Below are 24,090 nucleotides of genomic sequence, written 5' to 3' on the forward strand. Positions count from 1 at the left end.
CGCTCGTTTAGTCGCACTAAACGGTTTCCGGAGCCGTGCGGGCGACTGTGCGGAGGCGGCTTCGAGTGTGCGTCCAGGGCGCAGTTCCCGGCGGATTCCCGCCCTGGCTGCACACTCGGCGCCCTGGCTGCGCGGCCTGTCCGGGCATCGCCGCCGGGCCACATTTAAATCACGCGCTTGACTTCCGTCGGACCCAGCGAGTTGACTGCGTACGCGCACCGATCGGCGTGCGGACGAGAGGGATTGGGCCGTCATGGGCAACGAATTGGCAGGCAAGGTCGCGGTCGTCACCGGCGGCGCATCGGGTCTCGGGGCCGGCATCGTCGAGCGATTTCTCGCCGAGGGCGCGAGTGTCGTCTTCGGTGATATCGACGTGGAACAGGGCCAGGCGCTGGCCGACTCGCACGATAAGGCACTCTTCCTGCCGACCGACGTCGCCGCGACCGAACAGCTCTCCGCGCTGATCGACTCCGCGGTCGAGAAGTTCGGCCGCCTCGACGTGATGGTCAACAATGCCGGGATCTCACACAAGATGCACCGAAGTTTTCTCGACGACGATCTCGCCGAGTTCGAGAAGGTCATGGCCGTCAACCTGAAGGCCGTGATGGCCGGCACGCGCGACGCCGCCCGGCACATGAGGGACTCCGGCGGGGGTTCGATCATCAACCTGACCTCGATCGGCGGAATCCAGGCCGGCGGCGGGGTGATGAGCTACCGGGCCTCCAAAGCCGCGGTCATCCATTTCACGCAGTGCGCGGCGATCGAGCTGGCGAAGTACGAGGTGCGGGTGAACTGTCTTGCGCCGGGCCATATTCGGACGGCGATCGTGTCGAAGTCCGCACACGGCATGGATGCCGAGCAGGTGGCGAAGTTCGAGGCCGGCATCCGGGAGACCATGCGGCAGGACCGGCCGCTCGAGCGGGAGGGGACCGCCGCCGACGTCGCCGAGGCCATTCTCTTCTTCGCCGGGGACCGCTCGCCCTACGTCACGGGCACGGTTCTGCCGGTTGACGGCGGCACCGCGGCGGGCAAGCCCATACCGAAGAAAAAGAAGCCGCAGGATTCTTAAATCAATCGCTTGACTTAATCATGATGGCAGAGTTGACTGACGAGACGATGACGACCGCAACTTCTCCTTCTCGCGGCACCCGTACGGATCGGGCGAGCCTGACTCGTGAGGCGATCCTGACCGCCGCCGAGCGGCTTTTCGCCGAACACGGCGTGTTCGCGGTGTCGAATCGGCAGGTCAGCGAGGCTGCGGGCCAGGGCAACAATGCCGCCGTCGGCTACCACTTCGGCACCAAGACCGATCTGGTCCGGGCGATCGAGCACAAGCACGCGATCCCCGTGGAGAAGCTGCGCCAGGAGCGGGTGGCCGTGCTGGGCTCCAGCACCGAGCTGCGCGACTGGGTCGAGTGCCTGGTACTTCCGCTGACCGATCACCTGACCGCGATGGGTAGCCCGACGTGGTACGCCCGGTTCGCCGCGCAGGTGATGGCCGATCCGGCCTACCAGCAGACCGTCAGCCGCGACGCGCTCACCTTGCCGGCCCTGATCACCGTTCTCGAGGGCATCAACCGCTGCCTGCCCGATCTGCCGGCACATGTCCGCGCGGAACGCAAGATCATGGGCCGCAATCTGCTGATCCATACCTGCGCGGAATACGAACGAGCCCTCGCCGAGGGCACATCTTTACCCCTAACCAATTGGCGCACAGCCGCTTCCGGGCTTGTCGATGCGATCGTCGGGTTGTGGCTGGCCCCCGTGACACGACAGGGCTGAACACCATGAAGGTCAGCGTCGACCAGGACAAGTGCGTCTCCTCGGGCCAGTGCGTGCTCAACGCATCCGAGGTTTTCGATCAGCGCGACGAGGACGGCGTCGTCGTCCTTCTCGAGACTGAACCGCCAGCCGATCAAGAAGACAATGCGCGCCGGGCCGCCGCGGCCTGCCCCGCGCAAGCCATCCACGTCGAGGAGTGACACATGTCGGACACTTTGACTTCTGACACTCAGGCAGCCCCCGCAGCCCCGGACTACCCGATGGAGCGCGCGGCTGGATGCCCGTTCGCGCCGCCATCCCAGATTCTCGCGATGAACGAGACCAAACCCCTGTCGCGGGTGCGGATCTGGGACGGCAGCACCCCGTGGCTGGTCACCGGATACGAGGCGGCCCGCACGCTGTTCGCCGACCCGCGGATCAGCGTCGACGACCGGATCGACGGCTTCCCGCACTGGAACGCGCACATGCTCGCCACCGTGAACAAACGGCCCCGTTCGGTATTCACGTCCGACGCCGAGGAGCACACGCGCTTCCGGCGGATGTTGTCCAAGCCGTTCACGTTCCGCCGGGTGGAGACGCTGCGCGAGGTGATCCAGAAGGTCACTGACGAGTGCATCGACGAGATCCTGGCCGGGCCCAAGCCCGCCGACATGATCAAGAAGCTCGCCCTGCCGGTGCCGACGCGGGTGATCAGCGACATGCTCGGGGTGCCCTACGAGGATCACGAGTTCTTCCAGGAACATGCCAATGCGGGTATGGCCCGCAACGCGGCCGCTGACGCCATGCAGAAGGGCGCGATGAGCCTGCACCAGTACCTGATCAACCTGGTGGAGAAGAAGCAGAAAGAGCCCGCCGAGGACGCCATTTCCGATCTCGCCGAACGCGTCACCGCCGGTGAGATCAGCGTCAAAGAGGCCGCCCAGCTGGGCACCGGCCTGCTGATCGCGGGTCACGAGACTACCGCCAACATGATCGGGCTCGGTCTGTGTGCCCTGCTGGTGAACCCCGAACAGGCTGCGTTACTGCGTGATTCCGACGACCCGAAGTTCATCGCCAACGCGGTTGAAGAGTTGATGCGCTTCCTGTCGATCATTCAGACCGGTCAGCGCCGGGTCGCCCTTGAGGACATCGAGATCGGTGGCGAGACCATCAAGGCCAATGAGGGTGTCATCCTGGATCTAGCACCGGCGAACTGGGATCCCGCGATGTACGCCGATCCCGGCACGCTGGATCTGACCCGGGACGCCAGCCAGCAGTTGGGCTTCGGCTACGGCCGCCACCAATGCGTCGGCCAGCAACTGGCCCGTGCCGAGATGCAGATCGTGTTCCCCACGGTCCTGCGCCGGATCCCCGATATGAAGCTGGCGATCCCGTTCGACGAGGTGCCGTTCGCGGAAGACCGCCTCGCATACGGCGTCTACGAGCTTCCCGTTACCTGGTGAAAAGCCCTCAGCCCTAATCGATTGGAGTGTCCACGATGTCTACGTTGACTGCCACGCTCTACCCGCCGGAAGGTTTCGGCGCGCCCAAGAACCGCAAGGGTCACGCCACGGGTGACTTCGGATTGCCCGTCGGCACTGAAGTTTTCTCGGCCGACAACCACATCTCGGTGGCCCAGGACATCTTCTACGAGAAGTTCCCCGAGGATCTCAAGGGCCAGGCACCGCGGATCTGGTACGAAGACGGCGCCTACATGGTCGGCATGAAGGGCAAGGCGTGGACGGGTGGTGACTTCGGCCGCGTGCTCATGCAGTACGACGATCTGGCCGGGGCGTCGACCAACGACATGGCTGCTCGCGTCCGCGAACTCGCCGAGGACGGCATCGACAAGGAGCTCGCTTTCCCCAACGCCGTCCTCGCGCTGTTCCACTACCCGGACAAGGCGCTGCGGGAGCGGGTTTTCCGCATCTACAACGAGGTGATGGCCGACCTTCAGGAGCAGTCCAAGGGTCACTTCTACGGTGTCGGCCTGATCAACTGGTGGGATCCCAAGGGAACCCGCCAGAACCTCGAGGAACTGAAGGCCCTGGGGCTCAAGACCTTCCTGTTGCCGCTCAACCCGGGTAAGGATGACGACGGCAATATCTACGACTACGGCTCGGCGTCGATGGATGCGGTCTGGGACGAGATCGAAGACTCCGGCGTGCCCGTCACTCACCACATCGGTGAGACGCCGCCGAAGACACCGTGCGAGAACAACAGCGTCGTCGTCGGGATGATGGTCAACGTCGACTCGTTCCGCGAACAGTTCGCCAAGTACGTCTTCTCGGGAATCCTCGACCGGCACCCGAAGCTGCGTGTTGGCTGGTTCGAGGGCGGAATTGCCTGGGTACCAACGGCATTACAGGACGCCCAGCATCTGTTGGCGTCGTACCGGCACATGTTCAACCACGAACTGAGCCACGACCCCCGGTACTACTGGGACAACCACATGTGCGCTTCGTTCATGGTGGACCCGCTGGGCTTGGAGCTCATCGACAAGATCGGCGTGGACAACGTGATGTGGTCGTCGGACTATCCGCACAACGAGTCGACCTTCGGCTACTCGGAGAAGTCACTAGCTACCGTGGTCGAGGCGGTGGGCCCGGAGAATGCCGTGAAGATCTGCAGCAGCAACATCAAGAATTTCCTGGGCGTCCAGTGACGACATCTACCCATTCCGGCGTCACCCAGATCGCCCGAACCGGGTATACGTGGCTGGACATCCCGCAGGAGCCCGATTTCGCCCGGATGCGCCGCGAAGTCGGCGTGCGACTGCACGCCGCGATGGCCGATCAGGGCGTGGACGCACTGGTGCTCCTGGGTAACAGCAATGTCATGTACGCCACCGGTATCAGCTGGCCGCTGGCCGATGCCGGGTTGTCACATGTCGAGCGGCCGGTGGCGGTGATCCTGGCCGACGACGAGCACCCGCACCTTTTCCTGCCGTTTCGTGAGGGTGCGGCGATGGAATCCGGCTTGCCCGATGACCATCTGCACGGGCCGGTCTATCTCGAATTCGACGAGGGTGTAGCGCAATTCGCGAAGATCCTGGCCGGACTGATCCCGGCGGGTGCGACGGTGGCGACCGATGAGTTGACCGGGGCGATGCGACGGGCAGGCAGTGCGCTGTTCCCCAGCGCGCCGGTCGACGCCGCGCCGACCGTCGGTGCGGCGAAACTGGTCAAGACGCTCGACCAGATCGCCTGCATCCGGCGAGCCTGCCAGATCACCGAACTGGCCGTCGCCGAGATCCAGAAGTCGCTGGCGCCGGGTGCTCGTCAGATCGACCTTTCTGCTGAATTCGTGCGGCGCACTTTCGAACTCGGCGCGACCACGAACATGTTCGACTCGATCTGGCAGGTCATGCCCGCATCGAAGGCCGAGGGGACCTGGACCACCACCGGCGATCTAGCCCTGCCGCTGTTGACGACCGAGCGCGCGTTGGCGCAAGGCGACGTGTTGTGGACCGACGTGTCCATCTCCTACCACGGCTACTGCTCAGACCACGGGCGCACCTGGATCGTGGGTCAGGAACCGACGCAGGCGCAGCAGCATCAGTTCGAGAAGTGGAGCCGCGTCGTCGACGGGGTGCTGTCGGTGACCAAGGCAGGCGCCACCTGTGGTGACCTGGGGCGCGCGGCGATCACCGCCGCCGGCGGGGAGAAGCCGTGGCTGCCACATTTCTACCTTGGCCATGGAATCGGAACGAGTGCGGCCGAGATGCCGATGATCGGAACGGATCTCGGCCAGGAGTGGGATGACAACTTCGTCTTTCCGTCCGGCATGCTGTTGGTTTTCGAGCCGGTGGTGTGGGAGGACGGCACCGGCGGCTATCGCGGCGAGGAGATCGTGGTGGTCACCGATGGTGGATGGATGCCACTGACCGCCTATCCATACGATCCCTATGAGGTGCCCAATGGGAATTGAGATCGAGGCCGATGCCCGGGCTCTGCGATTGAGCCGCCGTGAGCGGGCCTTGGCCCAGATGGAGGCCCACGACCTTGACGTGCTGGTGCTCGGCCGTCAGGCCAACGTCCGCTACATTTCCGGTGCCCCCCAGCTGTGGGTAGTGGGCACCCGCCCGTTCGGGCCCATCTGCGAATTCGTGCGCGCCACCGGCGAGATCCATCTCAACAGCACGTGGGATGAGGGCATTCCCGAGGAGATCCCGCACGAGAATCTGTATGGGTTCGCCTGGAACCCGATGACATTGGTCGAAATCCTGAAGGGCATCAAGGGCGCCGATACCGCGCGCCGAGTCGGAACTGATGCGCTGACACCGACTTTCGCCAAACTGTTGCCCATGGCGTTCCCGAACGCGGAGTTGGTGGACGCTGAGCAGGCCATGCAGGCTGCCCGGCGGATCAAGACTCCGCAGGAAGTGCAGGCCTTGCGGCACGCGCTGGCGATCGCCGAGGAGGGCCTGGCCGCGGGGGTGGCGGCGCTCCGTGCGGGAACCACCGCAAAGTTCCTCACCGCTGCGGTGTTGGAGGCGGAGGCCGCCGGCGGGGTGAGTACGCCCGCAACTCAAGAGGCCGCCTGGGTGACATCGAAGGAACATCCATGGCGGCACACCGGGGGCGGTGGAGCGATACGCGAGGATGACCTGGTGGTGTTGTCGGCCGGAGTGCTGGCCGACGGTTACGTGGCTGAAGTGGCCCGCACGTTCTACGTCGGTGAGCCGACTGACGCCGTGCGCGAGCTCTTCCGTCGCAGAGATGCCCTGTGGGACAGGCTTATCGAGGCTTGTCGGCCCGGGATGCCTGCGAGCGCATTGCTGGGTGCCTACGCTGAGGCCGGCGAGCAACTGCCGGTCATGCCGGTGGCCCACGGCCTCGGTCTGGGCTTCGACCCACCGGTCGTCTCACCCCAGCTGCGGGTGACCGCCGACGCCGAAGTGCTGGAGGCCGGAATGGTGTTGGCCGTCACCGCCCACGTCTGGGCTGAGTCGGTCGGTTCGGTGGTCACCCGGGACGCTGTGCTGATCACGGCCGACGGGTGCGAGGTACTGACGTCTAGCCCGGCGTGGAGCGCCGCGGCGAGCGTCGGCCCAGCCAATGGCTGAGAGCACGCGACCATCGGCCGAGGAGATCATCCTCTACGACAAGAACCCGAAGACCAAGATCGCCACGATCACCTTCAACCGGCCCGAGTTCCTCAACGCGCCGACGATCGAAGCGCGTCTGCGTTATTCGGATCTGCTCTACCGGGCCGGGGTAGACGATCAGGTCAAGGTTCTGGTGATCCGAGGTGCCGGCGAAGACCTCGGCAGCGGCGCCGACCTTCCCGAATTCATGGAAGTGCAGAACGACGAGGACCAGACACGACGGCTCTCGGAGTTCCGGATCCCGCCAGGCGACGTGAAATACCCACCGCCGGGGACGTTTCGGCGTGGCGCGTCGGTCGGAGCCTGGTACGCAAGCCCGCAGTCCGGTATCCGAACCCTGCAGGACTTCAAGAAGATCTCGATCCTGGAGGTCAAGGGGTACTGCTACGGCTGGCACTTCTATCAGGCGGCCGACGCGGATCTGGTGATCTCCTCCGATGACGCACTGTTCGGCCATCCGTCGTTCCGTTACTACGGCTGGGGTCCCCGGATGTGGTGGTGGACCCAGATGATGGGCATTCGGAAGTTCCAGGAGATGGTCTACACCGGCCGGCCGTTCACGGCCGACGAGATGTACGAGTGCAACTTCCTCAACAGCGTGGTGACCCGCGAGGAGCTCGAGGTCGAGGTCGAGCGGTATGCGCTGGCATGCGCGCGAAATCGGCCAACCGACACCGTCTTTCAGCAGAAGATGTTCTTCGAGGTGTTCAAACAGTTCCAGGGCGAGTACCTGGGCAGCCTGCTCGGCAGCACCTTCGAGTCGCTGGGCGGTGTGGCGGCCCGTGACGAGGACGAGTTCGACATGCACGAGGGATTGGGCACCGGTCTTGCCGGTGCGGTGAAGGACAACGACAGTAAATTCCCGCCGGAGTGGCGCTTGTCGAAGTCCGGCCGCAAGAAAGCCAAGGCCGACAAAGACGCCAAGCCCAAGAAAAAGAAGAAGTAGTGATGGCCGATTCACCACTGACCGGTTTCGTCGTGGTCGACCTGTCGACCGGGATCGCCGGCGGCTACTGCACCAAGCTGCTCTCCGACGGCGGTGCCGAGGTGATCAAAGTCGAGGCTCCCGAAGGGGATCCGCTGCGCCGATGGTCGGCCTCGGGCGCGGCGATCGGACCGGGGGAGGACGGGGCGCTGTTCAGCTTCCTGGCCGGCGGCAAGCGCAGCGTGGTCGCGGATCCCGCCGAGGATCTGGCGATGGTGAACGACCTGCTGGCCTGCGCCGACGCCGTGGTGTGGTCGCCGGGCTCACCTCTGGCCGATGCGTTGGCGCCTGCCGAGGTGCACGCCGCGCACCCGCACCTGATCGTCGCCGCGATTACTCCGTTCGGCCTGCACGGCCCCTGGAGTGCTTGTGCTGCAACCGAATTCACGCTGCAGGCCTGGTCCGGCGGGATTGTCGGACTGGGACGTGGCGCACCGGACCGCGCGCCGGTGTACGTCGGGGGACAGGTGGGCGACTATCTGTCGGGCTCCTATGCCAGTGCCGCGATCCTGGCGTCCCGGATGCGGGTACTCGGCGGCGGGGGTGGTGAGCTCATCGACCTGTCGATGCTCGAAAGCCACGTCATGGGGTTGACGTATTACCCGGTGACGTATTTCGAGATGCTGGGCCGGCCGTGGCGCGACTCCCGCAAGTTGACCGTGCCCGGTATCGCCCGGGTCAAGGACGGGCTGGTCGACGTCGGTTGCGGCACCGCCCAGCAGTGGTTCGACCTGTGCGCCATGACCGGCCATGAAGACTGGATCGACGAGGACGCGCCGCTGACGATCACCGAACAGGCCAACGAGAAGTCCGGTGAGCTGTACGCCTGGATGGCCGAACGCACCGGTGACGAGGTGCGCGATCTCGCGACAGCCTTCCGCATCCCCAATGCCCCGGTGGCCACCCCCGACACCGTGGAGTCGCTGGAGCACTTCGCCGCCCGTGAAGCGTTCGTCAGCCACCCGGCCGGCTTCCGCCAACCCGCCCCTCCCTACCGGATCGCCGGAGTGGCGTTGCGCCCGCCGTCGCTCGCGCCCCGACTGGGCGAACACACCGATCTGTACCGCGACACGCCAGGCAATCCACGGTCCGCAGGAATCGCTCCGGATCGGTTGCCGCTGAGTGGAATTCGGGTGGTCGACCTCACCACGTTCTGGGCCGGTCCGTCGTGCACGCATCTGATGGCCCTGCTCGGCGCCGAGGTGATCCACGTCGAATCGGCCCGCAGGCCGGATGGCACCCGGATGATCGCCGGCGTCCCGGTGACCGAAGACCAATGGTGGGAGAAGCAGCCGATCTTCGCGGCGCTGAACACCACCAAGAAGGACATCACGCTCGACCTGGGCACCGAACGCGGCCGGGAGCTCCTGCACCGGTTGATCGCCACCGCCGACGTCGTCGCCGAGAACTACACCCCGAGGGTGCTGGAATCCCTCGGCCTCGATTACCCGGCTGTGCAACAGATCCGGCCCGATGTGGTGATGGTCCGGATGCCCGGCTTCGGGCTGGACGGACCGTGGCGGGACAACCCGGCATTCGCCTATGTCATCGAGGCCGCCGCAGGCATCAGCTGGCTCACCGGCTACCCGGACCGAAATCCCTACGAGCCGTACTCCCTTGGCGATCCGAACGCCGGACTGCACGCACTCAACGCGGTGCTGCTGGCGCTCGAGCACCGCAGGCGCACCGGTGAAGGTGTGCTCATCGAGGCGGCCATGGTGGACGCGGCGCTCAACATCGCCGCCGAGCAGATCGTCGAATACAGCGCCTACGGTTCGGTTCTGGAGCGCGCGGGCAACAGGGGGCCGATCGCGTCACCGCAGAACCTCTACCAGACCAACGACATCGACGAGTTCGGCCGCGACGACTCCTGGATCGCCATCGCGGTGGCCACCGACAAGCAGTGGCAGTCTCTGCGCGGCGTCCTCGGCGACCCGGACTGGGCCGCCGACCCCGACCTGGACACCGCGAGTGGCCGGCGTGCGCGTGAAGATTTTGTCGACGAGTTCATCGGTGCGTGGTGCCGCGAGCGAACCGGTGACGAGATCGTGGCCGCCCTGTGGCCGGCTGGCGTCCCGGTGGCCAAGGTGATGCAGCCCCACCGGCAACCCGAGCTCGAACAACTTCGCGCACGCGGATTCTTCGAGATCCTGGACCATCCGGTCAGCGCGCCGGCCCGGTTCACGACCATGCCGTTCCAGCTCTCTCGCGGGCGGCGGCCCGTGCACGGCTCGCCGGCACCCCTGCTCGGTCAGCACAACCACGAGGTACTCACCGCCCTCGGCCTGTCTCCAGAGGAGATCGCAGCGCTGGAAACCGAGGGGGTCATCGGCGCTGGGTATTGCGGTTAGTCCATAATGAGAATATCGTTCTCACGAGAAACTTAGGAGGATTTCATGGGGCAGCTGTCGCACCGGGTGGACATTCCGTTTCCGCTGTTCGACGCGGACAACCATCTCTATGAGCCGCCGGAGGCGCTGACCAAGTACCTCCCCAAGGAGTACAAGGACCTGGTCCAGTACGTCGAGGTCAACGGGCGTACCAAGATCGCGCTGCGCGGCCAGATCAGCAACTACATCCCGAACCCGACGTTCTCGGTGGTCGCCAAGCCGGGTGCGTGGGAGGAGTACTTCAAGTTCGGCAACCCCGACGGCAAGAGCAAGCGCGAGCTGTTCGGCGAGCCGATGCGTGCCATCCCGGCCTTCTTCGAGCCCGGCCCGCGCCTCGAGGTGATGAACGAGCTCGGCATCGACCGCTCGTTGATGTTCCCGACGCTGGCAAGCCTCATCGAGGAGCGCCTCGCCGACGATCCGGTCGCCATCCACGTCCTGATCCACTCGCTGAACCAGTGGCTCGACGAGGTGTGGGGCTTCAACTACCAGAACCGCATCTTCACCACGCCGGTGATCACGCTGCCGATCGTCGAGAAGGCGATCGAGGAGCTCGAGTGGTGCGTCAAGCGCGGCGCCCGCGCGATCCTGGTCCGTCCCGCACCGGTGCCCGGCTTCCGCGGGCCGCGCTCGTTCGCGCTGCCGGAGTTCGATCCCTTCTGGGAGCGCGTCGTTCACCATGACGTGTTCGTCGGCATGCACTCCTCGGACAGCGGCTACTCGCGCTACACCTCGGAATGGGACGGCTCGGTGCAGGAGATGCTGCCGTTCCAGACCAACGCGATGGGCATCCTCAACGAGTGGCGCCCGATCCAGGACGCGGTGGCCTCCTGGGTCATCCACGGCGCGCTCTTCCGGCACCCCAAGCTGAAGGTCGGCATCGTCGAGGCCGGCTCGAAGTGGATGTTCCCGCTGCTGGACTCCATGGCCGAGGTGTGGAAGAAGGCGCCGGAAGCCTTCCTGGGCAACCCGATCGAAGAGATCAAGAACCGCATCTACGTCAGCCCGTTCTACGAAGAGGGCATCGACCAGCTGGTCAACCTGATCGGCGTGGACAACGTGCTGTACGGCTCGGACTGGCCGCACCCGGAGGGGCTTGCCGAACCGACCCACTATGTGACGGCACTGGAGCACCTGTCTGTCGATGATCAGGCAAAGATCATGGGCGGCAACCTGTCTCGCCTCGTCACGGTGTGACAGACAGTCAAACCTGGCAGACCATCCCCGAGATGGTCTTGAGCGCGGCGGACCGGTTCGGCGACTCTGAAGCAGTCGTCGACGGTCCGCTGCGTCTCACGTTCACCGAGGTCGCTCAGCGGGTGCGGTGTGCCGCAGGGGCATTCGCCGAGCTGGGCGTCGACAAGGGCGACCGGGTCGCGATCTGGGCGCCCAACTCCGCGCAGTGGATGATCGCCGCCTTCGGTGTGCTCACCGCAGGCGGCATCGTCGTCCCGGTCAGCACCCGCTACAAGCAGGCCGAAGCCGCCGACATCATCACCCGCAGCGGCGCCAAGGCCGTGCTGATCGAGAAGGGTTTCCTGGGGCAGGATTTCGCCACTCCGCCCGGCGTTCCCGCGATCGACCTGAAGTCCGGCTTCCTGGAGTCGGGGAGCCCTTTCGAACGGCCCGTCAGCGGGACCGACATCGCGGACATCATCTACACATCCGGCACCACCGGCCGGCCCAAGGGCGTGATGATGAATCATCTGCAGAACCTGCGGATGTACGCTGAGTGGTGCGATCTGGCCGACCTGCGCCGCGGTGACCGCTATCTGATCGTCAATCCGTTCTTCCACACCTTTGGCTACAAGGCCGGCTGCATCGCGACGTTCATCCGTGGCGCCACGATGGTGCCGGTTTCGGTGTTCGATGTCGACCGCGTGGTCGAGCTGATCGCCACCGAGCGCATCACCATGCTGCCCGGCCCGCCGACGCTGTATCACTCGCTGCTGGCAGTGCCGGACAAGAGCGCGCTGGCCACGCTGCGCGCCGGGGTGACCGGTGCCGCCGACATCCCCGTCGAACTCATCAGGCGGGTGCACGAAGAGCTGCCGTTCCAGACGCTGGCCACCGGCTACGGACTGACCGAGGCGGGCACGGCGACGCTGTCGCGACCCGGGGACTCGTTCGAAGACGTCGCCACCACGGCGGGCCTGCCCTGCGACGGGGTCGAGGTGCGCATCGCCGACGACGACGAGGTGCTGGTGCGCGGCTACAGCGTGATGCAGGGCTACTTCGACGATCCGGCCGGCACGTCCGAGGCGATCGACGCGGACGGCTGGCTGCACACCGGCGACCTGGGCAGCTTCACCGAATCCGGACGACTCAAGATCGTCGGCCGCAAGAAGGACATGTTCATCGTCGGCGGGTTCAATGCCTACCCGGCCGAGATCGAGGGCTTCCTGATGGAGCATCCCGCCGTGGCTCAGGCGGCGGTCATCGGCATTCCCGACGAACGGCTCGGCCAGGTGGGCAAGGCGTTCGTGGTGCTCAAGGGGGATGCGGACCTCACTGCCGAGGGTCTGATCAGCTGGAGCAAGGACCGGATGGCCGGATTCAAGGTGCCCCGGGTCGTCGCCTTCGTCGACGCGCTGCCGCTCAATGCGACCGGCAAGGTGATGAAGGACCAGTTGCGCTGAATTGCCGGAAATATCATTTCCGCACCATGATGGCGGAATTCAAGCCGCATCGACGCCAGTGCGACCGACCAACTTATCGCCTGGTGATAATGTCATTCTCACCAGATATCCCGCGCCGGCCGCGCGTGTCGGCGTGATTGCGCCCGGCGTTGCCGGTGCGTCGTCGACAATGAGCGGCGGCCAGGGCAGACCGCTCAGCCCCCGCCCGTACGCTGGCGGGATGTTTGGACCAGAGAGGAGTTCGACATGCGACGCATAGCTGCTGCAGCGCGCCGCGTGCCGAGCACGTGTGACATGTGTGAGTGCCATGGTGGCTGACGTCAACGAAGAGGCCGCCGTGCTGGCCGAACTCGCCGAGGCCGAAGCGGCCGAGGCCGAAGCCCGCGCCGAGGCGGCGCGCGCCAAAGCGACCGCCGCACGGCTGCGCGGTTCGGAGCCGGAAGAAGACACCGCCGAAGACACCGAAGCGGCTGAGCCCATCGAGGATGTAGAGCTCGAGCCCCGTGGCTGGTGGTCGCGGATCGGCGCGGTGCTGGTCGCGGTGGTCGTGGTGGCGGTGGTGGCCATCGCATCGCTGGTGATGACGGGCCTGATGGTGGTTGGCCATCAGAAGGTCACCGCCCAGCGGGACCATCAGGCCGAGCTCGTCGACGCCGCACGCACGGGCGTGACGGCCTTGTTGTCGATCGACTACAACCGCGCCCAGCAGGATGTCCAACACGTGATCGATCTGTCGACCGGAACCTTCAGGGACGATTTCTCCAGGGGTGCCGACGATTTCGTGAAGACCGCACAGCAGTCCAAAGCGGTGACGGTCGGATCGATCAAGTCGGCTTCGTTGGAGAAGGAAACCCCCGACGGCGGAGTGGTGTTGCTGGCGGCGTCCTCGACCGTGACCAATGCCAATGGGGCACATCAGGATCCGCGCGCCTGGCGAATGAGCGTCACAGTGGCGCGCGATGGGGACAAATACAAGATGTCGAATGTGGAGTTCGTGCCATGAGCAGTGACAACAAAGACGTAGACGCCACCGAGGCGGAGATCACCGAGAGCTCCGCGACCGAGATCGACGCCCCGGAGGCCGACAAGATCAGTTTGACGAAGGCGGCTGACGGCGACGAGTCGACGGACAGCGACGAGGACGATGCCGCCGAATTCGTCGCGCCGGGACAGGAATTCCAGGAAGCGCGCGGCAAAGGTCGCTTGATCGCAGCGATCGTCCTTGTGGTGCTGCTGGTGGCCTCCATCGCCGGTTCGGCTTCGGTGTACTGGTGGCTCTACCGCCCGGATCAGCGGGCCTTCGGCCTGAACCCCTTCAGCGTGGGTTCGGTCGACAGCAAGATCCAGGAGCGGCAGAAAGAGGTCAAGGACGCGGCCAGCGGGGGCACCGTCGCCCTGCTGTCCTACGCGCCGGAGACCCTCGACAAGGACCTGGCCAACGCCAAGGCGCACCTCACCGGCGAATTCCTCAAGTACTACAGCCAATTCACCGACCAGATCGTGGCGCCGGCAGCCAAGCAGAAGGGCGTCAAGACCGAGGCGACCGTCGCCCGCGCAGCGGTCTCGGAATTGCATCCCGACAATGCGGTGGTGCTGGTGTTCGTCAACCAGGTGACGACGAGCAAGGACCGGCCCGACCCGGCGCTGGCGACCAGCAGCGTGGTGGTGAAGCTGACCAAGACCGACGGTCGTTGGCTGATCTCGGAATTCAACCCGGTCTAGGCGCGCGACGGCAGGAGAGGTCGATCAATGAGCGTGGCACTGTTGTTGGAGATGGCGGCTTCCGACTCTGAGCGAGTCGGGGTTGTCACCGACGACCAGCGGCTGACGGTGGGCGAGCTGAACACGCTGGCCGACGGCGGGGCGGGCGTCATCGCCGCTTCCGGCGCGGGCAGTGTCGTCTACGTCGGTCTCGGCGGTGCCATGCTGCCGCTGCTGATCTTCGCCTCGGCCCGCGCCGCACGTGCCTTCACGCCGCTGAACTACCGGCTCTCCGGTGAGGCGCTGGCCGAGCTGATCGAGCGGCTGCCGGACCCGCTCATCGTCTTCGACGCCGAATACGCCGATGTGGTTGCGGGTTTGGGGACGGCACGGATGGAATCGCAGGAATTCCTGGCCGCCGCCGAGACGGCCGAGCCGGCCGCCGAGTTTCCCGACCCCGACGATGTGGCGGTGGTGCTGTTCACCTCGGGCACCACGTCGCGACCCAAAGCCGTTGAGCTGACCCACAACAACCTCACGAGCTATGTCACCGGCACCGTGGAGTTCGCCTCCGCCGAGCCGGGGGATGCCGCGCTGATCTGCGTGCCGCCCTACCACATCGCCGGAGTCGGCGCGGCGCTGTCCAATCTGTACGCCGGCCGAAAGATGGTGTACCTGCGCAAGTTCGATCCGCTGAAGTGGATCGGGCTGGCCTCGGCCGAGGCGGTCACCAGTGCCACCGTGGTGCCCACCATGCTCGATCGCATCATCACCGAGCTCGAGGCCAACCCCACCCCGCTGCCCGCGCTGCGCACCCTGGCTTACGGCGGCTCCAAGGTCGCGCTGCCGTTGGTGCGTAAGGCGCTCGGTCTGTTGCCCGGCGTGGGCTTCGTCAACGCCTACGGCCTGACCGAAACCAGTTCCACCATCGCGGTTCTCACCCCGGACGACCATCGCGCGGCCCACGAGGCCGAGGACGAGTCCGCCCGCAAGCGCCTCGGCTCGGTCGGCCAGCCCGTGCCGGGTATCGAGGTCCAGATTCGCGCCGACGACGGCACGGTCCTGGGGCCCGAGGAGGTCGGCGAGCTGTACGTCCGCGGCGATCAGGTGTCGGGCCGCTACGCCGAGATCGGCTCGGTGCTCGACGCCGAAGGCTGGTTCCCGACCAAAGACGTCGCCTATCTGGATGCCGAGGGCTACCTGTTCATCGGCGGGCGCTCGGACGACACGATCATCCGCGGTGGCGAGAACATCGCCCCGGCCGAGGTCGAGGATGTGCTCGTCGAACATCCGCACGTGCGCGACGTCGCCGTCGTCGGTGTCGAGGACGACGAATGGGGCCAGATCATGGTCGCCGTCGTCGTCCCGGTCGCCCACATCACCCCCGACCCGGAGGACCTGCGCGCTCATGTGCGCACCCAGCTGCGCGGCTCGCGCACTCCCGACCGGGTGGTGTTCCGCCACGAACTGCCCACCACGCCAACCGGCAAGGTGCTTCGCCGCCAACTGGCCGACGAGCTCAAGTCGCCGACGCCCAACTAATCCCAGGAGGACAACCATGATCAAGACCGGCACCCGCCTGCAGAGCCAGGTGTGCGACACCCAGGTGATCGTCGTGCGCTCGTCGGACAGCCTCGACGACCTGCGCGCCGGCGGCGTCGCGATGATCCCGATGGACGCCGAGAAAACCGAAGGGGCCCAACTGGATCCCGAGTTCTCCGGTGGCACCGTGATGGGCAAGCGCTACGTCGACGAAGCCGGCGCCGAACTCCTGGTCACCAAGGCCGGGGCAGGCAGTCTGAGCGTCGGCACCACTCTGCTGGAGCAGAAGACCGCCAAACCGCTGCCGGCCAGCGACTAGACGGCGTCGGCGTGGACGGCACGGCGCAGGGCCAGACCCACACGCTCGTCCTCGCCATGGACTACCGGGTTCCCGACCCGAGCCGGGTCTGGCCCGTGCTCCAGCGCAGCAAGCCCGCGCTCGTCGACCTCGGCGCCCACTACGTTCTCGTCTACACCTCGACGCGGGATCCGGGCCGGGTCATGGTGACGATCTCGTTGCGCAGCAAGGAACCCGTCCTCGAGGTGCTGCGGTCCCGGGTCTTCCTCAACTGGTTCGACTCCGTCGGCATCGAGGACTTCCCCGCCATCTTCGCGGGGGAGACGGTGGACAAGGTCACCCTGGTCGAACCCCCCGAGGGCGCCGCGCCGGGGGTGATCGTCGCGGCGATCGCCGCGATCGAGGATGTCCCCGCGCTGATCGACGGTGTCCACAACGGGCTGCCCCGCTTCGCGGCCGCCGGTGTCCGGGCGGTCCGGATCTTTCAGGCCTTCGATGACGACCATGAGCTGATGATCCTGCAGGAACTCGACGATGAGGCCGACGCGATCGCGTGGGTGAACCACCCCGACGTCGCGGCGGCGGAGTGGATGGGCGGCACCGGGATCGGCGCCTACCCGCCGGTGTTCGTCGGTCGAATGCAGCACATCATGCGCCTGGACGAGGACGCCTGAGGGTCGCGTCGATGTTCGTCTGTCTCTGCAACGGTGTCACCAGCCAGGTGGTGGCCGAAGCCGTCGAGGCCGGGGCGACCACCACCAAACAGGTCGCCGGGGCCTGTGGCGCCGGGGCGGAGTGCGGTCGCTGCCGCCGCACGGTGCGTGCCATCATCGAAGCCGCCGGCACGGCAGAGCCCAAGGGCCACAAGGGTTTCCTACACAAGAGGTGAACATGGACATCCAGCGGATCAGCGATGAACTCGAGATCGCCTCGGTGCTCCACCGCTACGCACGCGCCGTCGACGGCAAGGACTGGGCCCTGCTGCGGTCGCTGTTCACCGACGACGCTCACCTCGATTACAGCTCCATCGGGGGACCGTCGGCGGGCCGCGACGAGGTCTGCACCTGGCTCGAGCGCTCGCTGACGCTGATGCCGATGACCCAGCACTTCGTCACCAACATCGAAGCCGAGATCGACGGCGACACCGCAACCGTGCGGGCGATGTTCTACAACCCGATGCTGCTGCCCGGTGCGACTGAGACAAGCGCATGCGGCGGCTACTACCACCACGTTATGGTCCGCACCGAAAGCGGATGGCGCAGCAGGCAGCTACGCGAGGAGAACCTCTGGTTCACCAATCCGCCGAGTCCGCGCCGGCGGGCGGAGCTGATGGAGGAGGCCGACAAATGAGTGGTGTCATCGTCACCGGAGCAGCATCGGGAATCGGCCGGGCATCCGCCGAGGCGTTGATCGCCGACGGTCGCCGTGTCGCGCTGTGGGACATCGCGCCCGCGGTCGCCGAGGTCGCCGACGCACTGGGCATGCCGCACGCCGTTGTCGATGTCTGCGACGACGCCGCTCTGAGCGCGGCAGTCGACGCCGCCGCCGCGGCGCTCGACGGAATCGACGGGCTGGTGCATGCCGCCGGGCGGGTCATTCCGGAACCGGTGGGGGCCTTCACCGCGGAATCCTGGGATGCCGTGCTCGACGTCAATCTGAAGGCCCAGGCGATCCTGGCGCAGCTGATCCTGCCGCACCTGCAGGAGGCTGCCCGCGCCGGCGCCGGGCCCGCCATCGTGGGGATCTCCAGCATCGAGGGATTGACCGCCAACCCGTTCATCCCCGCCTACTGCGCATCCAAGGCCGGCCTGCTGGGGCTGACCCGTTCGATGGCCGCTCAGCTGGGCCCCGAAGGTATCCGGGTCAACGCGGTCTGCCCCGGGTTCATCCGCACCCCGATGCTGCAGATCGCGATCGACATCGACGAGGTGCGCCAAGGCTTCGAGGCCGCCGCGCCGCTGGGGCGCCTCGGCAGTCCCGAGGAGGTCGGCGCCGCCGTCGCGTTCCTGATGTCGCCCAAGGCGTCGTTCGTCACCGGGTCGCACCTGGTGGTCGACGGGGGAGTGACCAGCAGGCATCCCTGACGGGCCGCACAAGTCCTCAGAGCTTGGGACTTACGTCTCTGTCAGATTCTCCTGTGCCAGGCGACAGTGGAGTCATGAGTTTGCAGTTTCCTGACCATGACACGGTTCGGGCCGTCCTGACCCTCGCGACGCAGGCACCCTCGGTGCACAACTCGCAGCCGTGGCACTGGCGCGTCGGGCCAGACAGCCTGCACCTCTATGCCGACCCGAGCCGGCATCTGCCCAAGGCCGACCCCGACCGTCGCGACCTGCTGATCAGCTGTGGCGCAACCCTGCATCACTGCGCTGTCGCGCTGGCCGCACTGGGCTGGCAGCCCAGGATTCGCCGTTTTCCCGATCCCGCCGATCGCAATCATCTGGCGTCGATCGAGGTATTCCGGCAGCGGGCGGGGGAGCTCGACATCACGCTGGCGGCCGCGATCGCCCGGCGCCGCACGGACCGACGCAACTACAGCGCATGGCCGGTGCCCTACGGTGACATCAGCTTGATGGGGGCCCGCGCGGCTCGCGCCGGCGTGATGCTGCGGCAGCTCGATCTCCTGCCTGAATTCACCGCGATCATCGCCGAGTCGGTCCGGCGGCACGCCGACGACACCGACTACCTGAGCGAGCTCAGCGCCTGGAGCGGACGGTACGGATCGCTGGCCGGTGTGCCCGCGCGCAACACGCCCGCACCTGACTCGCACGCCGCGCTTCCGGCGCGGATGTTCGCCGGCCCCTCACTGGCCCAGTCGATCTCGCCCGTGGACAACGCTGTTCTGATCGCACTGGGCACCGAGACCGATGACGACCTGGCCCGGCTGCGCGCCGGGGAGGCCACGAGTCTGGTGCTGCTGTCGGCCACCGCGATGGGGCTGGCGACATGCCCGGTGACGGAGCCGCTCGAGATCGCCGAAACCCGAGAAGCGGTGCGTGCCGACGTGTTCGGGACCAGTGGCTATCCTCAGATGATGTTGCGGATGGGCTGGGCCGCGGTCAACGCCGACCCGCTGCCTGCCACACCCCGTCGCCCGCTGGCCGAGGTCGTTGATTTCGAAGGAGTGTGCAATGTCAACTCCAGCAACTAAATACGACGTTCTCGTCGGGGTCGACGGATCCCCGGAATCGAAGGTCGCCGTCGACTGGGCCGCGCGCACCGCGGCGCTGCGCGGTCTGTCGGTGCGGTTGGTGCACGTGCTGAATCCGCCCGTGGTGATGGCGTTCCCCGAAGTGCCGACGCCGCCGGGTTACCTTCAATGGCAAGAGGATTCGGGTCGCGAAATCCTGGACGCCGCGTCGGCCGTCGTCGCCGACGCCACCAGGGACCATCCCGTCGAGGTCAGCACCGAGCTGGCGTCCGGGCCCGTGGTGCCGACGCTGGTCAGCCAGTCCAAGGACGCGCAGCTGATCGTGGTGGGCTGCCGTGGCCGCGGAGCGCTGGCGCGCGGATTGCTCGGCTCGGTCAGCACCGGGCTGGTGCAGCACGCACATTGTTCGGTGGCGATCATCCACGACCAGGATCCGTTGATGGTCCATCCGTCGACCGCTCCGGTGGTGGTGGGGGTGGACGGCTCGCCGACGTCGCAGAAGGCGATCGAGATCGCTTTCGAGCAGGCGTCATTCCGCGGGGTCGAATTGGTGGCGGTCCATGCCTGGAGTGACACCGGGGTATTCGAAGTTCCCGGCGTCGACTGGTCGGCGATGCAGACGCTGGGCGAGCAGACGCTCGCCGAGCAGCTATCCGGTTGGCAGGAACGCTATCCCGATGTCGTGGTCAATCGTGTGGTGGTCGCCGACCGGCCGGCCCATCAGCTCATCGAGCAGTCCGAGTCGGCCCAGCTGGTGGTGGTCGGCAGCCATGGCCGCGGCGGCTTCGCGGGCATGTTGCTCGGGTCGGTCAGTACCGCGGTGGTGCACGGCGTGCGGATGCCGGTGATCGTCGCGCGGTGATCAGGGCAGCGGTGCCGTCCACCGCAGGGCGGTGCCGCCATCGGGCGCATCGCCAACGGTGAAGTCTCCGCCGACCTCATAGGCGCGGCGACGCAGGTTGATCAGCCCACTGGGGGTGACATCGGCGGGCATGCCGCGCCCGTCGTCGACCACTTCGATCGCCAGCTCGTCCTCGACCCGCACGGTGACTGTCACGGTTTCGGCGTTCGCGTGGCGCACCGCATTGCTGATCCCCTCGCGCACCACGGCCTCGGCGTGATCGGACAGCGGCGCTTCGATCACCGACAGCGGCCCGACGTACTGGACCGTGATGCGCACCTCCGACCCGGCGAACGCGCCGACCGCGTCGTCGAGGCGCTGACGCAGTCGGGTGGTGCCCGCCGAGCCGCCGTGCAGATCGAAGATCGCGGTGCGGATCTCCTGGATCACGCCCTGCAATTCGTCGACGGTGGCGACCAGCCGCTGCTGCACCTCGGGGACCTTGGCGCGCGGAATCGTGCCCTGCAGAGTCAATCCGATGGCGAACAACCGTTGGATCACGTGGTCGTGCAGGTCGCGGGCAATCCGGTCGCGATCGGAGAGCACATCGAGCTCGCGCAGGTGCCGCTGGGTGGTGGCCAGCTGCCAGGCCAGCGTCGCCTGATCGGCGAAACCCGCCATCATGTCCAGCTTTTCGTCGCTGTACGTCTGGCGGCCCCGTCGCCGCAGAATCACCACGACACCGGCGACGGTCTCGGTGGTCCGCAAGGGCAGCACCATGGCCGGGCCCGCTCCGGGCATGGCCGTCAGCGCGTCGCCGATATTGTCGAAGCGCCGCGGTGTCTGTGTGGCGAAGGCTTCGCCGATGACGTTGCCGGCCACCGTGATCGGCTCCATCGACTGGGCGTGCCCGATCACCCCGGACGTTTCGACGACGAGGAGCTCGCTGACTTGGTCGGTGGGCAGTTCGGTGTCGGTGGGCACCGCAACGAGTACCGCGTCCGCGGCCGTGAGCGCCAGCGCCTCGTCGGCGATGAGGCGGAACACCTGTGCCGGGTCCGCGCCGCCCAGGAGTTCTGTGCCGATATCGCGGGTCGCCTCGATCCACGACTGCCGGGTGCGGGACTGCTCATAGAGCCGTGCGTTGTCGATCGCGATACCCGCGGCCGCGGCCAGCGCCTCGACCAGAACCTCGTCGTCCTCGCTGAACGGCTGCCCGTCGGCCTTTTCGGTGAGGTACAGGTTGCCGTATACCTCGTCGCGGATACGCACCGGGACACCGAGGAAGGTCCGCATCGGCGGGTGATTCGGCGGGAACCCGACCGATGCCGGGTGCTGCAGGATGTTGTCGAGCCGAATTGGCTTGGGCTCGTCGACCAGATGACCGAGCACCCCTCGGCCCGAGGGCAGCGGTCCGATCCGTTCGCGGGTCTCCTCGTCGATGCCCTCGTAGATGAACTCGGACAGTTCGCCCTCGTCGCCCCGCACACCCAACGCGCCGTAGCGGGCGTCCACCAGGTCGATCGCGGTGTCCACGATGGTTTTCAGGGTGACGTCCAGTTCAAGGCCCGAGGTCACCACGAGCATCGCTTCGACGAGCCCGTCGAGCCGATCACGGCCCTTGACGATCTGCTCGACCCGATCTTGAACTTCCACCAGCAGCTCGCGCAATCGCAGCTGACCCAGCGTGTCCCGCAGCGGTGACGCTGGTTTTTGATTCCCCCCCGACCGGACTCTGTCATCGGTCACGAAAGACAATGTTGCCACCGGATCGGCAGCGGCGCTTCAGTCTTCGCTGTGATGGTTCTGGTCGAGCTTGGAGATGAACACCGCGGCTTGCGTTCGACGCTCCATACCGAGTTTTGCCAGCAATCGCGAAACGTAGTTTTTTACCGTCTTCTCGGCCAAAAACATCCGCGCGGCGATTTGCTTGTTCGTCAGTCCCTCGCCGAGCAGGCCGAGCAGAACTCGTTCCTGCTCTGTGAGACCCGACAGCGGGTCGGCCCGCTCGGCGGCACCGCGAAGCTTGGCCATCAGCGCCGCCGCCGCCCGGTTGTCCAGCAGCGAGCGGCCCGCGCCGACGTCCTTGATCGCCTGGGCCAGCTCCATGCCCTTGATGTCCTTCACGACGTACCCGCTGGCGCCGGCCAGGATCGCGTCCAGCATCGCCTCGTCGGACGTGAACGACGTCAGCATCAGGCAACGCAGGTCGGGCATCTTGGACAGCAGGTCACGACATAATTCGATGCCGTTGCCGTCGGGTAGGCGGACGTCGAGCACCGCGACATCGGGCTGCAGCGCCGGGATCTGAGCCAGCGCGTGCGTCACCGACCCTGCCTCGCCGATGACCTCGAGCTCGGGATCGGCGGACAGCAAATCGATCAGTCCGCGGCGAACGACCTCGTGGTCGTCGACCAGAAAGACCTTGACCATTCGCCAACACTATCGGGCAAAGGCCGCCAACGGTCACAACAACCGCTGACGATCGATCACCAATACCGAGCAATCGGTGTTGTGCAGCGCCGCTGACCCCGTCGGACCGAGCAGTTCTTCGATGCCCACCGCGTTGCGCGCACCGACCACGACGAGCTGAATCTCCTCGCCGTGCTTGGCCAGATAGTTCAGCACACTGCCGTGGATCGCGACGGGGCGCGCATCGAGATCGGGGTATTGGTGCTTCCAGTGCGACAGCCGGCGATCCAGCTGGGCGCGCACCATCCGGTTGCCGTCGGACACCGCGTGTGTGTCGTGCACATCGGTGTAGCGCGACTGCCAGGAACTGAGCACCCGCAGCGGCGCGCCCCGCAATCGGGCCTCCTGCACCCCGGACTGCAAAACGGCCGCGCTGTCGGGGGATTCGTCGAGCTCGACGACGACCCAGCCCACGCCGGGTGCGGTGGCCCGTTCCGAGCCGCGCACCATGGCGACGGGACAGTGCGCGGAGGCGATCAGCGCGGTGGCGGTCGAACCGATGCGGTCGCGGTCGAAGTGCTTGAGCCCCACCGCCCCGACGCAGACCATCGCTGCGAAGCGGGACGCCTCCACCAGCGTGGCGACCGGGTGGCCGGAGAGGATGTCGATCTCGACCTTGACGGGCCGCTCGGTGGACTCGACCGCGTTGGCCGCGTACCGCACCGCAAGTTCGGCGCTGGCCTGCTGGCTCGCCTCCTCCTGCGAATCGCTCGCGCCGGAGCCGGACGGGTCGATCGTGTACATGAGTCGAAGCGGGATATCGCGGCTGACCGCCTCGTCGATGGCCCACAGCGCGGCGCGCACGGCCGCCCTGGACCCGTCGACGCCGACGACTATCGACGGCGGTGTGAACGGTTCGGGCATCGGTGACTCCCCGGGGACGACGGCTTCCATTGTGCCGACGTGCAGGCCGTTGTGGTGGAAAACCACGCAGCGGCGGTCAGCCGGCGGCGGTCTCGATCTCCGACATGGACGTCGCGAACAGCTGGCTGGCCAGGTTGGACAACGCCCGGGCGACGGCCACCTCGTCGCGGAGTTCGACCGCATGCGCGTCGCCGGCCCGCATGCGGGCGATTCCCGTCCCGATCAATGCGGTGCTTCGCCAGCTCAGGTGTGCGGTGGCGCAGGTACGGTCGCTGTCCTCGTCGACGGCGATCAGAACCGCGGAATGCTTGGTTTCGTCGTGCTCCATGATCTCCC

Annotated in this window: 25 protein-coding genes; 21 read left to right on the forward strand and 4 right to left on the reverse strand. The window is 66.5% G+C overall.

What is annotated here, in order from left to right; genetic code table 11:
- Positions 1-253: 253 nt before the first annotated feature.
- The 21 genes from EV580_RS30285 (at position 254) to EV580_RS30385 (ending at position 20,439) form a co-directional block, all read left to right on the forward strand.
- On the forward strand, positions 254-1,069 hold the full coding sequence (locus EV580_RS30285) for an SDR family NAD(P)-dependent oxidoreductase (protein WP_133696335.1): 816 nt from the start codon (positions 254-256) through the stop codon (positions 1,067-1,069).
- Positions 1,070-1,092: 23 nt separating this feature from the next.
- Positions 1,093-1,782, forward strand: a complete 690-nt coding sequence (locus EV580_RS30290; protein WP_370581591.1) for a TetR/AcrR family transcriptional regulator — start codon at positions 1,093-1,095, stop codon at positions 1,780-1,782.
- A gap of 5 nt (positions 1,783-1,787) precedes the next feature.
- Positions 1,788-1,982 (forward strand): ferredoxin, encoded by a 195-nt coding sequence (locus tag EV580_RS30295; protein ID WP_133696337.1) that lies wholly within the window; start codon positions 1,788-1,790, stop codon positions 1,980-1,982.
- A 3-nt stretch (positions 1,983-1,985) separates the two neighbouring features.
- Complete coding sequence (locus EV580_RS30300; protein WP_133696339.1) at positions 1,986-3,224, forward strand: cytochrome P450; 1,239 nt, start codon at positions 1,986-1,988, stop codon at positions 3,222-3,224.
- Between the two features lie 35 nt (positions 3,225-3,259).
- On the forward strand, positions 3,260-4,426 hold the full coding sequence (locus EV580_RS30305) for an amidohydrolase family protein (RefSeq protein WP_133696340.1): 1,167 nt from the start codon (positions 3,260-3,262) through the stop codon (positions 4,424-4,426).
- Positions 4,423-5,691, forward strand: coding sequence for a M24 family metallopeptidase (locus EV580_RS30310; protein WP_133696342.1), 1,269 nt, complete (start codon positions 4,423-4,425; stop codon positions 5,689-5,691). Before EV580_RS30305 ends, EV580_RS30310 begins: the two co-directional genes overlap by 4 nt.
- Complete coding sequence (locus EV580_RS30315; protein WP_133696344.1) at positions 5,681-6,829, forward strand: M24 family metallopeptidase; 1,149 nt, start codon at positions 5,681-5,683, stop codon at positions 6,827-6,829. Before EV580_RS30310 ends, EV580_RS30315 begins: the two co-directional genes overlap by 11 nt.
- Positions 6,822-7,817: an enoyl-CoA hydratase/isomerase family protein gene (locus tag EV580_RS30320; RefSeq protein ID WP_133696345.1), complete on the forward strand. Its 996-nt coding sequence runs from the start codon at positions 6,822-6,824 to the stop codon at positions 7,815-7,817. The genes EV580_RS30315 and EV580_RS30320 overlap by 8 nt, the downstream gene beginning before the upstream one ends.
- Positions 7,818-7,819: 2 nt before the next feature.
- Positions 7,820-10,207 (forward strand): CaiB/BaiF CoA transferase family protein, encoded by a 2,388-nt coding sequence (locus tag EV580_RS30325; protein ID WP_133696347.1) that lies wholly within the window; start codon positions 7,820-7,822, stop codon positions 10,205-10,207.
- Positions 10,208-10,252: 45 nt separating this feature from the next.
- A complete protein-coding gene (locus EV580_RS30330; RefSeq protein WP_133696349.1) occupies positions 10,253-11,443 on the forward strand; it encodes an amidohydrolase family protein in 1,191 nt (396 codons plus the stop codon).
- The gene (locus EV580_RS30335; protein ID WP_133696350.1) at positions 11,440-12,885 is read left to right on the forward strand and encodes a FadD3 family acyl-CoA ligase; all 1,446 of its coding nucleotides are present in this window, start codon (positions 11,440-11,442) and stop codon (positions 12,883-12,885) included. The genes EV580_RS30330 and EV580_RS30335 overlap by 4 nt, the downstream gene beginning before the upstream one ends.
- Positions 12,886-13,192: 307 nt before the next feature.
- Positions 13,193-13,888 carry an Rv1363c family protein gene (locus tag EV580_RS30340; RefSeq protein WP_133696823.1) on the forward strand — a complete coding sequence of 232 codons (696 nt, stop codon included), beginning with the start codon at positions 13,193-13,195 and terminating at the stop codon, positions 13,886-13,888.
- Positions 13,885-14,607 carry a hypothetical protein gene (locus EV580_RS30345; RefSeq protein ID WP_133696352.1) on the forward strand — a complete coding sequence of 241 codons (723 nt, stop codon included), beginning with the start codon at positions 13,885-13,887 and terminating at the stop codon, positions 14,605-14,607. Before EV580_RS30340 ends, EV580_RS30345 begins: the two co-directional genes overlap by 4 nt.
- 27 nt (positions 14,608-14,634) lie before the next feature.
- On the forward strand, positions 14,635-16,128 hold the full coding sequence (locus EV580_RS30350; RefSeq protein ID WP_133696354.1) for a class I adenylate-forming enzyme family protein: 1,494 nt from the start codon (positions 14,635-14,637) through the stop codon (positions 16,126-16,128).
- Positions 16,129-16,144: 16 nt separating this feature from the next.
- The gene (locus EV580_RS30355) at positions 16,145-16,447 is read left to right on the forward strand and encodes a hypothetical protein (RefSeq protein ID WP_133696355.1); all 303 of its coding nucleotides are present in this window, start codon (positions 16,145-16,147) and stop codon (positions 16,445-16,447) included.
- A gap of 56 nt (positions 16,448-16,503) precedes the next feature.
- Positions 16,504-17,100: a fatty-acid--CoA ligase gene (locus EV580_RS30360; RefSeq protein ID WP_133696825.1), complete on the forward strand. Its 597-nt coding sequence runs from the start codon at positions 16,504-16,506 to the stop codon at positions 17,098-17,100.
- An 11-nt stretch (positions 17,101-17,111) separates the two neighbouring features.
- Positions 17,112-17,315 (forward strand): (2Fe-2S)-binding protein, encoded by a 204-nt coding sequence (locus EV580_RS30365; RefSeq protein ID WP_133696357.1) that lies wholly within the window; start codon positions 17,112-17,114, stop codon positions 17,313-17,315.
- A 2-nt stretch (positions 17,316-17,317) separates the two neighbouring features.
- Positions 17,318-17,776 carry a nuclear transport factor 2 family protein gene (locus EV580_RS30370; RefSeq protein ID WP_133696359.1) on the forward strand — a complete coding sequence of 153 codons (459 nt, stop codon included), beginning with the start codon at positions 17,318-17,320 and terminating at the stop codon, positions 17,774-17,776.
- A complete protein-coding gene (locus tag EV580_RS30375) occupies positions 17,773-18,510 on the forward strand; it encodes an SDR family NAD(P)-dependent oxidoreductase (protein ID WP_133696360.1) in 738 nt (245 codons plus the stop codon). The genes EV580_RS30370 and EV580_RS30375 overlap by 4 nt, the downstream gene beginning before the upstream one ends.
- Before the next feature lie 74 nt (positions 18,511-18,584).
- Positions 18,585-19,577, forward strand: a complete 993-nt coding sequence (locus EV580_RS30380; protein WP_133696362.1) for an Acg family FMN-binding oxidoreductase — start codon at positions 18,585-18,587, stop codon at positions 19,575-19,577.
- Entirely contained in the window at positions 19,558-20,439 is an 882-nt protein-coding gene (locus EV580_RS30385) for a universal stress protein (protein ID WP_133696364.1), read from the forward strand. The genes EV580_RS30380 and EV580_RS30385 overlap by 20 nt, the downstream gene beginning before the upstream one ends.
- Here the strand turns inward: EV580_RS30385 and EV580_RS30390 are convergent, their stop codons facing one another.
- From EV580_RS30390 to EV580_RS30405, 4 genes are all read right to left on the reverse strand, one after another.
- On the reverse strand, positions 20,440-22,167 hold the full coding sequence (locus tag EV580_RS30390) for a sensor histidine kinase (protein ID WP_133696365.1): 1,728 nt from the start codon (positions 22,165-22,167) through the stop codon (positions 20,440-20,442).
- A 36-nt stretch (positions 22,168-22,203) separates the two neighbouring features.
- Positions 22,204-22,851 (reverse strand): hypoxia response regulator transcription factor DosR/DevR, encoded by a 648-nt coding sequence (gene dosR / locus EV580_RS30395; protein ID WP_133696367.1) that lies wholly within the window; start codon positions 22,849-22,851, stop codon positions 22,204-22,206.
- Positions 22,852-22,884: 33 nt separating this feature from the next.
- Positions 22,885-23,754 (reverse strand): universal stress protein, encoded by an 870-nt coding sequence (locus tag EV580_RS30400; protein WP_133696368.1) that lies wholly within the window; start codon positions 23,752-23,754, stop codon positions 22,885-22,887.
- 76 nt (positions 23,755-23,830) lie between these two features.
- Positions 23,831-24,082: a dsRBD fold-containing protein gene (locus EV580_RS30405; RefSeq protein ID WP_133696370.1), complete on the reverse strand. Its 252-nt coding sequence runs from the start codon at positions 24,080-24,082 to the stop codon at positions 23,831-23,833.
- Positions 24,083-24,090: the final 8 nt, after the last annotated feature.

The organism is Mycobacterium sp. BK086 (genome assembly GCA_004362315.1).
Lineage (GTDB): Bacteria > Actinomycetota > Actinomycetes > Mycobacteriales > Mycobacteriaceae > Mycobacterium.

Coding starts and splice junctions, on each gene's coding strand:
- EV580_RS30370 (WP_133696359.1), top strand. CDS start 17,318: ATGGACATCCAGCGGATCAGCGATGAACTCGAGATCGCCTCGGTGCTC.
- EV580_RS30300 (WP_133696339.1), top strand. CDS start 1,986: ATGTCGGACACTTTGACTTCTGACACTCAGGCAGCCCCCGCAGCCCCG.
- EV580_RS30405 (WP_133696370.1), bottom strand. CDS start 24,082: ATGGAGCACGACGAAACCAAGCATTCCGCGGTTCTGATCGCCGTCGAC.
- EV580_RS30305 (WP_133696340.1), top strand. CDS start 3,260: ATGTCTACGTTGACTGCCACGCTCTACCCGCCGGAAGGTTTCGGCGCG.
- EV580_RS30330 (WP_133696349.1), top strand. CDS start 10,253: ATGGGGCAGCTGTCGCACCGGGTGGACATTCCGTTTCCGCTGTTCGAC.
- EV580_RS30345 (WP_133696352.1), top strand. CDS start 13,885: ATGAGCAGTGACAACAAAGACGTAGACGCCACCGAGGCGGAGATCACC.
- EV580_RS30285 (WP_133696335.1), top strand. CDS start 254: ATGGGCAACGAATTGGCAGGCAAGGTCGCGGTCGTCACCGGCGGCGCA.
- EV580_RS30385 (WP_133696364.1), top strand. CDS start 19,558: ATGTCAACTCCAGCAACTAAATACGACGTTCTCGTCGGGGTCGACGGA.
- EV580_RS30380 (WP_133696362.1), top strand. CDS start 18,585: ATGAGTTTGCAGTTTCCTGACCATGACACGGTTCGGGCCGTCCTGACC.
- EV580_RS30320 (WP_133696345.1), top strand. CDS start 6,822: ATGGCTGAGAGCACGCGACCATCGGCCGAGGAGATCATCCTCTACGAC.
- EV580_RS30325 (WP_133696347.1), top strand. CDS start 7,820: ATGGCCGATTCACCACTGACCGGTTTCGTCGTGGTCGACCTGTCGACC.
- EV580_RS30360 (WP_133696825.1), top strand. CDS start 16,504: ATGGACTACCGGGTTCCCGACCCGAGCCGGGTCTGGCCCGTGCTCCAG.
- EV580_RS30290 (WP_370581591.1), top strand. CDS start 1,093: ATGGCAGAGTTGACTGACGAGACGATGACGACCGCAACTTCTCCTTCT.
- EV580_RS30375 (WP_133696360.1), top strand. CDS start 17,773: ATGAGTGGTGTCATCGTCACCGGAGCAGCATCGGGAATCGGCCGGGCA.
- EV580_RS30315 (WP_133696344.1), top strand. CDS start 5,681: ATGGGAATTGAGATCGAGGCCGATGCCCGGGCTCTGCGATTGAGCCGC.
- EV580_RS30295 (WP_133696337.1), top strand. CDS start 1,788: ATGAAGGTCAGCGTCGACCAGGACAAGTGCGTCTCCTCGGGCCAGTGC.
- EV580_RS30355 (WP_133696355.1), top strand. CDS start 16,145: ATGATCAAGACCGGCACCCGCCTGCAGAGCCAGGTGTGCGACACCCAG.
- dosR (WP_133696367.1), bottom strand. CDS start 22,851: ATGGTCAAGGTCTTTCTGGTCGACGACCACGAGGTCGTTCGCCGCGGA.
- EV580_RS30365 (WP_133696357.1), top strand. CDS start 17,112: ATGTTCGTCTGTCTCTGCAACGGTGTCACCAGCCAGGTGGTGGCCGAA.
- EV580_RS30400 (WP_133696368.1), bottom strand. CDS start 23,754: ATGCCCGAACCGTTCACACCGCCGTCGATAGTCGTCGGCGTCGACGGG.
- EV580_RS30340 (WP_133696823.1), top strand. CDS start 13,193: ATGGTGGCTGACGTCAACGAAGAGGCCGCCGTGCTGGCCGAACTCGCC.
- EV580_RS30350 (WP_133696354.1), top strand. CDS start 14,635: ATGAGCGTGGCACTGTTGTTGGAGATGGCGGCTTCCGACTCTGAGCGA.